8 protein-coding genes and 1 pseudogene are annotated in these 8,944 nt (G+C 63.2%); 3 read left to right on the top strand and 6 right to left on the bottom strand.

The features are described 5' to 3' along the window. From WAW17_RS23325 to WAW17_RS23300, 6 genes and pseudogenes are all read right to left on the bottom strand, one after another. The coding region (locus WAW17_RS23325; protein ID WP_422335278.1) for a hypothetical protein at positions 1-227 on the bottom strand (227 nt) is incomplete at its 3' end. 79 nt (positions 228-306) lie between these two features. After that, positions 307-603, bottom strand: coding sequence for a hypothetical protein (locus tag WAW17_RS23320; RefSeq protein WP_422335277.1), 297 nt, complete (start codon positions 601-603; stop codon positions 307-309). A gap of 43 nt (positions 604-646) precedes the next feature. Next, positions 647-1,696, bottom strand: coding sequence for a class I SAM-dependent methyltransferase (locus tag WAW17_RS23315; RefSeq protein ID WP_422335276.1), 1,050 nt, complete (start codon positions 1,694-1,696; stop codon positions 647-649). A 357-nt stretch (positions 1,697-2,053) separates the two neighbouring features. Beyond that, positions 2,054-3,263: pseudogene (locus tag WAW17_RS23310) on the bottom strand (CaiB/BaiF CoA transferase family protein). 120 nt (positions 3,264-3,383) lie between these two features. Further along, a complete protein-coding gene (locus WAW17_RS23305) occupies positions 3,384-4,853 on the bottom strand; it encodes a dihydroorotase (protein WP_422335275.1) in 1,470 nt (489 codons plus the stop codon). Positions 4,854-4,954: 101 nt separating this feature from the next. Then, entirely contained in the window at positions 4,955-6,337 is a 1,383-nt protein-coding gene (locus WAW17_RS23300; protein WP_422335274.1) for an FAD-dependent oxidoreductase, read from the bottom strand. Between the two features lie 301 nt (positions 6,338-6,638). Here WAW17_RS23300 and WAW17_RS23295 point away from each other — a divergent pair, with 301 nt between their 5' ends. The 3 genes from WAW17_RS23295 to WAW17_RS23285 form a co-directional block, all read left to right on the top strand. After that, on the top strand, positions 6,639-7,433 hold the full coding sequence (locus WAW17_RS23295; RefSeq protein ID WP_422335273.1) for an IclR family transcriptional regulator: 795 nt from the start codon (positions 6,639-6,641) through the stop codon (positions 7,431-7,433). Then, complete coding sequence (locus tag WAW17_RS23290) at positions 7,430-8,272, top strand: HpcH/HpaI aldolase/citrate lyase family protein (RefSeq protein ID WP_422335272.1); 843 nt, start codon at positions 7,430-7,432, stop codon at positions 8,270-8,272. Before WAW17_RS23295 ends, WAW17_RS23290 begins: the two co-directional genes overlap by 4 nt. Before the next feature lie 76 nt (positions 8,273-8,348). Next, positions 8,349-8,944: cyclase family protein (locus WAW17_RS23285; RefSeq protein WP_422335271.1), on the top strand; the 596-nt coding region annotated here is incomplete at its 3' end.

The raw sequence follows: 8,944 nt of genomic DNA, 5'->3' as shown, positions 1-8,944 counted from the left end.
GCGTTGTACTGGTACGTCTGGTAAGACGAGTTCAGGCCGGTCAGCGGATTGATCGACGTAGTGGTGCCGACGACGAGGCGGTCGGCGACAGCGCCGGAGGATTCGGTTCCGGTAGAGCAGCCTGTCAACGCGCCGCCGGCCAGGAGGAAGCCCGCGCCCATTGCGCCGAACTGCAGGAAGCGTCGGCGGTCGACAGAGACGCCGGAGAGGGGCTTGCGGGGGGCCACGAGAACTCCTTGGGTGAATGAACTGTGCGAGTGAGGGTTTCGAGAGGTGAAGATCAGAGTGTGTGTCAGCGCGAGTGCTTCAGTGGGTCAGCGCGCGGGCAACGCGGTCGTCAGAGGGAAGGATCGCCCCGAAGACGCGCTGTGTCAGTGCTCGACGTTCGCCGAGAAGCGTTGCCGACAGCGTCGCGTCGGGCTGGTATTCGTCGACCGCGCCGCCGGTCAGCACACCGCTCTCTTCGAGAAGCTTTTCCAGGATCATGTTGCGGTCCTTGAGAATCCACAACTCGGATGTCAATTCGGTGACCATGCGGGCGAGGTCGTCCAATCTCGCGGATTCGAGGTACTGCGGGCGCTCGGTGGCGACTCCTGCGGACATGTCGTACTCCTGTATCGGCTGTTGGGTCGGTGGCGAGGAGAAGTCAGAGCGGCTTGGCGGCCCGGGTCACCCACGGGTACACGCCGCCGCCCACGCCGTAGGCTTCTATCTCGGTGAAGCCGGCCTCGGCGAGGGCGGCAGGCCAATCCGTCGCCATCACCTCACGCCAGTAGGGTTCGCCACGGTTTTCGGTCTCCCAATCGAGTACAACCGCGCGGAATGCCGACTGCTTGTCGTACGGTGCGATTTCACTGATGAGCAGGTGGCCGCCGGGCTCGAGTACGCGGAATGCCTCGGCGAGGATCTTCTTGTTGGCTGCAACCGGGACCTCGTGCATCAGTGTGTAGAACGCGACCAGGTCGGCTGATTCGGATTCGAGGCCGGTCTGCTCAGCGGAGGCGTGAATCCAGTCGATGTCCATCTGCTGTTGCGACGCCAGGGCGAAGGCGTGCCGCAGGGCGGACTGGGACAGTTCGACGCCGGTAATGCGCGCATCCGGGTAGGTCTCGCGCAGGGCGAACGTGAACCGGCCACCGCCGGAACCGAAGTCCACGATGTGCTTGTAGTGATCGAGGGGTGCTTCACGGGCAACCAGGACGCGTTGGTCCGTCGAGTTTTCGCCGGTGCGCACTGCGCCCACGCCGCCGGGGGACAGGACATAGGTGACGACGAGTTCCGAGATTGCCGGACCCATCAGATCGTGGCCATCCCAACCTCCGGGGGTCAGATGGAATCCGTGTTCCCAGTATGCGGGAGGCTCTACGTCGGAGTTGAGGGTCAGGGTGCCGCTGGGCTGCTTGACGTCGAGCCACGCCTCGACCTCGGGTCGGACCTTTTCGATGGCGGGTAGTGCGCGCACATAGATCTCTTCGGCAACCCAACGGGTGAGAAGCCGGTCGAATTTCCAGGATGCGGAGGAATTCAACGTCGAGTTGACAGATTCGCGACGGGCATCTAACTCAAGTGGCGGGTTGGGGACTGCGGCGACGTACTCGGCTTCGGCGGTAGGCTGGAGGGTTTTTCCGGAAAACACCTGTACAGCGCCAAGAAACTCCAGTCCTGCGCGTCCGCGTTGTTTCAGTTCAACCTTCATGACAGTCCATTCGCTATGTGGTGAGAGTATTGCCACAGTGTGGATAGCCAGACTGTAGGCGTTTGCTGAACCCTGCGTCAAGGCGGTATTTGTGTTGCCTGTCAGGGAATCTCGGCGGTTTTGGGCCGTTATGTTGCCGTTGTGTAAACCTGAAGGTGTGGTGCAGGTTACGTCCAGTTTTCGGAGCTCCGAATTGCGCTAGTCTAGTCGCAAACCATGGGAATTGCGGTCCCGTGATGTAGAAATTGTTTGCCGGGAGCTTCCTTCGGGACTTCTCGTCGCTCGGCACGCGACAGTTTGTTACTTCCCGGTAAATCTCGGGATCGTGTTGGACGCAACCGGTTGCGGAGGGTGCGGTTACACCACGTTGCGTGCTTGTAGCGCTGCAATACGTGTGTCGTCGAAGCCCAGGTCATGGAGGATTTCGTCGGTATCGGCGCCGTGAGCGCGTCCGGTGTGCCGGATGTTGCCCGGCGTCTCGCTCATTCGCCACATCACGTTCTGCATCTGCATCGGGCCCAGGTCGGCATCTTCGACGGTGGTGGTCATCCCGATGGATTTGACCTGGGGATCGCTGAGAATATCGCTGGGCTTGTACACGGGGGCCACAGCCGCGCCTGCGTCCTCGAACGCCTGGATGACCTCGTCCCGGGTGCGGGCCCGGATCCAATCGCCGACGTAGCCGTCGAGCAGATCGGCATGCTCGGCACGTTCACGGCCGGTGGCGAACCAGGGTTCTGCGATGACCTCGGGATGTCCGACCAGTTCCAGGACGCGTTCAGCGATGGAGTTTGCGCTGGTAGAGATGGCCAGCCAGTGGTCGTCCGCTGTGAGGTAGAGGTTGCGGGGGGCATTGTTACTGGAGCGATTACCGGAGCGCTTCTGGTCTATGCCGAGTTGATCGGCGTAGATGACACCCGGTCCGACAGCCGTCATGATGGGGCTCAGTAGATCCAGATCGATAACCTGCCCCTTGCCCTCGTTCTGGGTCCGGTTGTAGAGCGCCATGGAGACGGCGGAGGACCCGGCGATCCCGGCGATCGAATCGGCCAAGCCGAATGCGGGCAGTGTGGGGGGGTCCGTCGGCGGCCCCGGTCAGATGCGCAAATCCACTCATCGATTCGACCAGCGTGCCGAAGGCCGGCCGTCTGGAATAGGGTCCGGTCTGTCCGAAACCGGTGACACGCAACATGATCAGACCCGGATTGTGTTCCGAGAGCACGTCGTATCCGAGGCCCCACTTTTCGAAGGTGCCGGGGCGGAAGTTCTCGATGACGACGTCCGCGTCCGCGACGAGCTTCTTGAATATTTCGGCACCTTCCTCGGAGCCGAGATACAGCGACAGGGTCTTCTTGTTGCGGGCGACCATCTTCCACCACAGCGGTTGGCCGTCCTTCTCCAAGCCGTGGCCGCGCATTCCGTCCGGCCGGCTCGGATGTTCGATCTTGATGACGTCTGCACCGAAGTCGCCGAGGATCTGGGCCACCAGGGGCCCTGCGAGAATCGTCGAGACATCGAGGACTCGAATGCCCTTCAGTGGGCCGGTGGGTTCAGATGAAGTGGTCACGGTTCCTCGGGATCTGTGGGGCGCAGTTATCGCAGTTATAAGGAGAAGGGGTCAAGCGCCGGCGGGGCAGGGCTCGAAGCGCGACCGCCCCGCCGGGCGTTCGGGGGTGAGTCGTAAGGATCAGTACGGGCGGTGCAGGTAGCGACCGACCGGCTCTCCCGATACGGCGCCGTCTGCGAACACGTGGTTGCCGCGGACGAAGGTGTCGGTGACCTTGGCGGTCAGCTCGAAGCCTTCGAACGGGGTGTATTCCTGTGCGGACTCCGAATCCTCGGCGCGCACGGTGTACGTGTGTGCGGGGTCGACCAGGGCGATATCGGCGTCGAAACCGACCTCGAGGCGCCCCTTGCCGGGCAGGCCGTAACGCTCGGCCGGGTTCGATGCGGTCAGTTCCGCGATGCGGCGAAGGCTCAGGCCGCGCTTGCGACCCTCGGTCAGGAGGCCGGGCAGCAGGTACTCGGCGCCACCGAAGCCGGACTTGGCGGCAAAGATGTCGCCCCGATCCTCGGCGAACTTCTTTTCGTCCTTGCAGCATGCATGGTCGGAGACGACCCAGTCGATGTCGCCGGCGACGAGGTGCTCCCACAGTGCCTCGACGTCCTCACGGGGACGCAGCGGCGGGTTGACCTTGCCGCCGAGGCCGTACGCGGTGTCGATGTCGGCGAGCAGGTGTCCGATGGTCACTTCGCGTCGGAAGTTGATGTGCGGGAATGCCTTTGCCATTCGCATAGCTGCGGTCAGCGCCTTGCGTGAGGTCAGGTGCAGCAGATTGATGTTCGGGAGCTGCGTCTCGTCGGCCAGGAACGAGGCGATGGTGACGGCCAGACCCTCGGAGTGCGGCGGGCGTGAAGCGCTGTACGCGGCCAGGCCGGTCAGGGTGCCCTCCTCTTCGACGATCTTGGTGTAAGCACTCATGATCTCTGCGGTCTCGCAGTGCAGGGACAGCGAGATGTGATCGGCCTTGTCGCCGAGCTGCTCACGTGCAGCCTGGATGCCGCGCATTACGAACTCGAAGTGAGCGATGTCGTAGCGCTCTTCCTTCGGGATCATCAGGAATTCACTCTGATCGCTGGAACGTCCGTGCAGGCCGTGGCTGCCGTAGAACATGAAGATCTTGAAGGACGTCACACCGTGATCGGTGATCAGCGACGGGATCTCGCCGATCTGTTCCTTGGACATCGGGGCCAGGTGATAGGCGTAATCGACATAGGGCCTTCCTTCGGTCTCGGCGAGGACCTCGGGGAAGACATCGGCGTACGCGCCGCCCTTGTTCATGTAGTACTGGCCCGTGCGCATGTACGACAGCGAGGTGGTGACACCGCCCTGCGCGCAGGCGCGGGACTCGATCGAGGCATCTTGGCGGAGCGGGTTGTAGATGCCCCAGTGCTGATGGCCGTCGACGACACCGGGGAACGCGACCTTGCCGGCTGCGTCGATGACCTCGGCGGCCTCCTCTGCCGGGATGTTCGCTTCGAGGCGCGTGATCTTGCCGTCGACGATGGCGATGTCGAGCAGTTCGCCGTTCTCGGGTGCGTCGGCGCCGGGGCGCACGACCCGAGCGTTCTTGATCAGGAGTGAGATGCTCGTCATGTGGATCCTTTCGTCGTCGGTGGCCTTGGGCCGCCGGAGCAGTTCAGGTGAACCGAGTATCGGAAGTGGGGGTTTTGGGAGTGCTGGTGGTCTCGTGGTTATTAGTGCTGTGCAGCAACGGAATTGGCGGCAAGGTAAGCCAGGCCCAGTGCGGGAAGTAGGCCATTGCCTGCCAGGTATCCGGAGGCGCCGTGCCCGGAGATGCCCATGGCAGCGCCACCAGAGGCGTAGACGCCAGTGATGGGGGTGCCGTCGGGGCGCAGCACCCGCGCATGTTCGTCGACGACGAGTCCGCCCTGGGTGTGGAAGAGTGCCGGCACGATCTTGACGGCCGCATACGGCGCGACAAGCGGGTTCGCGAAAGAGGTGCGACCGTGTGAATCGGCAGACTCGCCGCGCGCGATGGCGTCGACGTCTGCAAGTTCCTGAGTTGTAGCGTCAACGGGAAGGCCGGTGACTCGGGCCAGATCGGTGGCTGTGTCCGCCCATACAAAGGCCCCGGAATCGACTGTCTGCTGGAAGTCGGTGAAGGCCAGGCACTTGTCGAAGATGGCTTGGTCGATGACGATCCAACCTTCGGAACCTGGCTGCGCCGCCAATGTGGCGGCATATTCGGAGTACCCGGTCGTCTCGTCGCCGAAGCGGTGGCCGTCGAGTCCGAGGATGATACCGCCGTGCATGATCGTGGCCCAGCCGACCAGGGAGGTGGCTTTCTTCGACAGTGCCGCATGGCCCTGGTACGCGTCCAGGAAGGCGGAATCCGCACCGAGATCCGAGCCGATGCGGAGGGCGTCACCCAGCGATGTCTCACTGCCGTGATAACGGGCATCGGCAATCTCGGGAACAAGTTCGCGAACGAGTTCGGAGCTCGCGCCGTATCCATTGGTCGCGAGCACGACTGCACGCGTCGGAATTTCCTCTGTACTGCCGTCGGGCATCGCGACCACGACTGCGCGTACTGCGTGATCGTCGTCGAGCAGGACCTCGGTCAACCTGGCGGGAACCAATAGGTCGATCTTCTCGCTCGCGGACACTGCCTGCGTGAGGTGATCGAGAAGGACGGAGCCGTGACGGCCCTCGATGGTGTGGCAGCGAAATGCCGAATGCCCGGGGTAGGCGAAGTCCGTGACCAGGGTCAGAGGAATCGCCAGGTGATCGGCCATCCATTCCACCAGCGGCGCACTGACTTCGGCCATAGCCTGGGTCAACCGCGCATCTGCGGCACCCTTCGTCTTCTTCATCACGTCGGCAATGAACTGCTCCGGGGAATCCTCCACGCCCTCGGCCACTTGCCACCGTGATCCTGCCCCGGGGATCATCGCCGTCGACATCGACGTGTTGTTACCCCGCCGGAAATGCTCACTGGCTTCCACGACAAGGACGTCGAGACCGAGTTCGGCCGCACGTAGGGCCGCGGCCAACCCGCCGCCGGCGCCCGCCACTACGAGGTCGGGTCCTTCGCTACTCGATGCTGGTGCACTCATACCGGACCTTGCCTCCTTACCGTGCTGCGTGCAACGCAGCGTGGACAGCCTGGAAAGCGTCAACGCTTTCACCTTCACCATATGGTTCCGCTTGGCGAAACGATAGTGAGGATTTCGCCTGCGGACTACCGCACTGTATCCCAGTGCAGGTCAAGCTGGACATTAGAGGGCCAATGTTAAATCCGCGTTAGGTCCGCGATCGAGTATCCTGACCTATGAGCCGTGGAAGTGTTCCGCTGGTGGAAACGGTGCTATAGATTGAATAGCTAATTGATCGAGCACGGTGAAAGGCGGCAGCCCAGTGGTTACCCAGGGGACGACCTCGGCGGATCGAGCCGCCGATATTCTCTTGCTCTTCGTGGACGGCGAAGAGTCTCTCGGCGTGTCCAAGATCGCCCGCGATCTGGAACTGTCGAAGGCCGTGGTGCACCGCGTGCTCACCAGCTTCGTGGACCGCGGATTGCTCGTCGCCGGCGGTGCCGAGCGTGGCTATTCACTGGGGCCGGCTGCGGCGGCTCTAGGAGCGCGCGCGTTGCGCACCTCACCCATTCGCGAAGTGGCGCGCCCGGTACTCGAGGACATCGCACGGCTCACCGATGAAACTGCGACGCTGTCGGCGATGGTCGGTGGTGGGCGCGTATACCTCGATCAGATCGAAAGCCAAAGAGAAATCAAGATGACGGTGGAACTCGGTCGTCGCTTCCCGCTTCACAGTGGTAGCTCGGGACGTTGCATCCTTGCGTTCCTGCCCCCGGAGGAGATCGAAGAAGTTCTCGCGCAGGAACTTCCGGCTCTGACCTCGCACACCATAACCGACCCGACGGTGCTCGGTGAGATGCTGATGCAGATACGACGCGCCGGATACTCCCAGTCCGCCGGAGAACGGCAGGAAGATGCCGCGTCGATGGCGGCCCCGATATTCGATCTCGACGGCAAAGTGGTCGGCGCGCTCTCGGTCTGTGGCCCAGCGCATCGCATGACCGAGACATTCTGTCAGTCCCATACCGCCATGATTATCGCGGCATCCGACCGCGTTTCCCGCGCACTCGGATGGCGGGGCGGTCTTCCCGATCCGATCGCGAGAAAGAATCCATGAGAGCACCAGCACGTTCCTGGCTGTACGTCCCCGGACACAAAGAGCGACTGATATCGAAGGCGCTCGACAGTGGTGCAGATGCGGTCATCATCGACCTCGAGGATGCGGTCCCGGCCGAGGCCAAGGACCAGGCCCGTGACAATGCAGCCATGATCGCGGCCGACCGGGGGGATACTGTCGACGGGCCGCAGATCTGGGTCCGGATCAACCAGGCGGGAAGTCCGTGGCACGACCACGACGTCGCGGCGCTGGCGGGTTCGGGGATCGACGGACTACGGGTCCCCAAAGTGGAATCGGTAGAGTCGGTGTGCGCGATCGCGGAGGCTTCGAGGCTGCCGCTACTACTGATCATCGAGAGCGCTCGGGGACTGCTCGATGCGCCGGCACTGGCACGTGCACATCCGAGCGTCGTGGGAATCAGTCTCGGGGAGGCCGATCTTTCCGCGGATCTTCGGGTCGGTCCGAATGGACTGGACTGGGCTCGTGGATGGCTCGTGACCGCTGCTCGGGCAGCAGGATTGCCGTCACCAGCGCAGAGCGTCTGGACACACGTGCGAGATCTGGACGGCCTTCGGGCATCGAGTATTCGCTCCCGCGAGTACGGCTTCCACGGCCGCACCGTCATCCATCCCACTCAGATCCCGATCGTCAACGACGTCTTTACCCCCTCCGACGCCGAGATCACCGCAGCGCAGGCCGTCGTCGATGCAGCGCAGGAGGCTGCCGACAACGGATCGGCAGCCCTGCTCGACTCCGACGGCTGCTTCATAGATCCTGCCGTCGTCGAACAGGCGCGGGTGGTGCTCTCGCTCGCGCAACGCGATGGCATCGCGTCCTGACTTTTCACACCAGCCGAGAAGACAATTGCGCTCGGCAACTCTCAATATTTCCTCCCAGAACACCTCAGGAGTTGTCATGACAGCACCGACCACCACAGATTCGTTGCTCGGCGCGGTAACCGCCGGCGTGCGCTCGATCGAGTTGGGACACCCGTACTTCACCGGGATGCCCTGCTCCCCGAATCATCCGGGCTTCCGGATGACGCTGATTCGTCGCCACGGTGACATGGTCCGCCCGGACGGTGGCTCCGCTGCCAACGAAATCATCGTGACCGGTGGTCACGTCGGCACCCACGTCGACGCGCTCTCCCACGTCAGCGACTGCGGCAAACTCAACGGCGATGTCGACGCCTACGAGGCCCAGTCCGGAGGCCGTTTCAAAGACAAAGGTGCCGAGCAGATTCCGTTCATGATGACGCGCGGACTGCTCCTCGACGTCGCGAAATTGCACGGCGTCGATACCCTGCCGGCCGGTTATGCGATCACTGCGGACGACCTGAAGGGCGCCGCGGAGGCGGCCGGTGTCACCCCGCGCAAGGGCGACGTGGTGCTGGTGCGCAGCGGCTGGGCGCGCAACTTCGGCGACCAGGACGTCTACCTCGGTCAGACCGACGGCGTGCCCGGACCCAATGTCGAGGCCGCCGAATGGTTGGCCACTTTCGGGATTCAGGC

The sequence above is a fragment of the Rhodococcus sp. (in: high G+C Gram-positive bacteria) genome (genome assembly GCF_049286785.1).
In the GTDB taxonomy this organism is placed as follows: Bacteria; Actinomycetota; Actinomycetes; order Mycobacteriales; family Mycobacteriaceae; genus Rhodococcus_F.
The sequence above is the reverse complement of the archived record's forward strand: the minus strand, read 5'-3'. Positions and strand labels throughout refer to the sequence as shown.

Coding starts and splice junctions, on each gene's coding strand:
- WAW17_RS23315 (WP_422335276.1), bottom strand. CDS start 1,696: ATGAAGGTTGAACTGAAACAACGCGGACGCGCAGGACTGGAGTTTCTT.
- WAW17_RS23300 (WP_422335274.1), bottom strand. CDS start 6,337: ATGAGTGCACCAGCATCGAGTAGCGAAGGACCCGACCTCGTAGTGGCG.
- WAW17_RS23290 (WP_422335272.1), top strand. CDS start 7,430: ATGAGAGCACCAGCACGTTCCTGGCTGTACGTCCCCGGACACAAAGAG.
- WAW17_RS23320 (WP_422335277.1), bottom strand. CDS start 603: ATGTCCGCAGGAGTCGCCACCGAGCGCCCGCAGTACCTCGAATCCGCG.
- WAW17_RS23305 (WP_422335275.1), bottom strand. CDS start 4,853: ATGACGAGCATCTCACTCCTGATCAAGAACGCTCGGGTCGTGCGCCCC.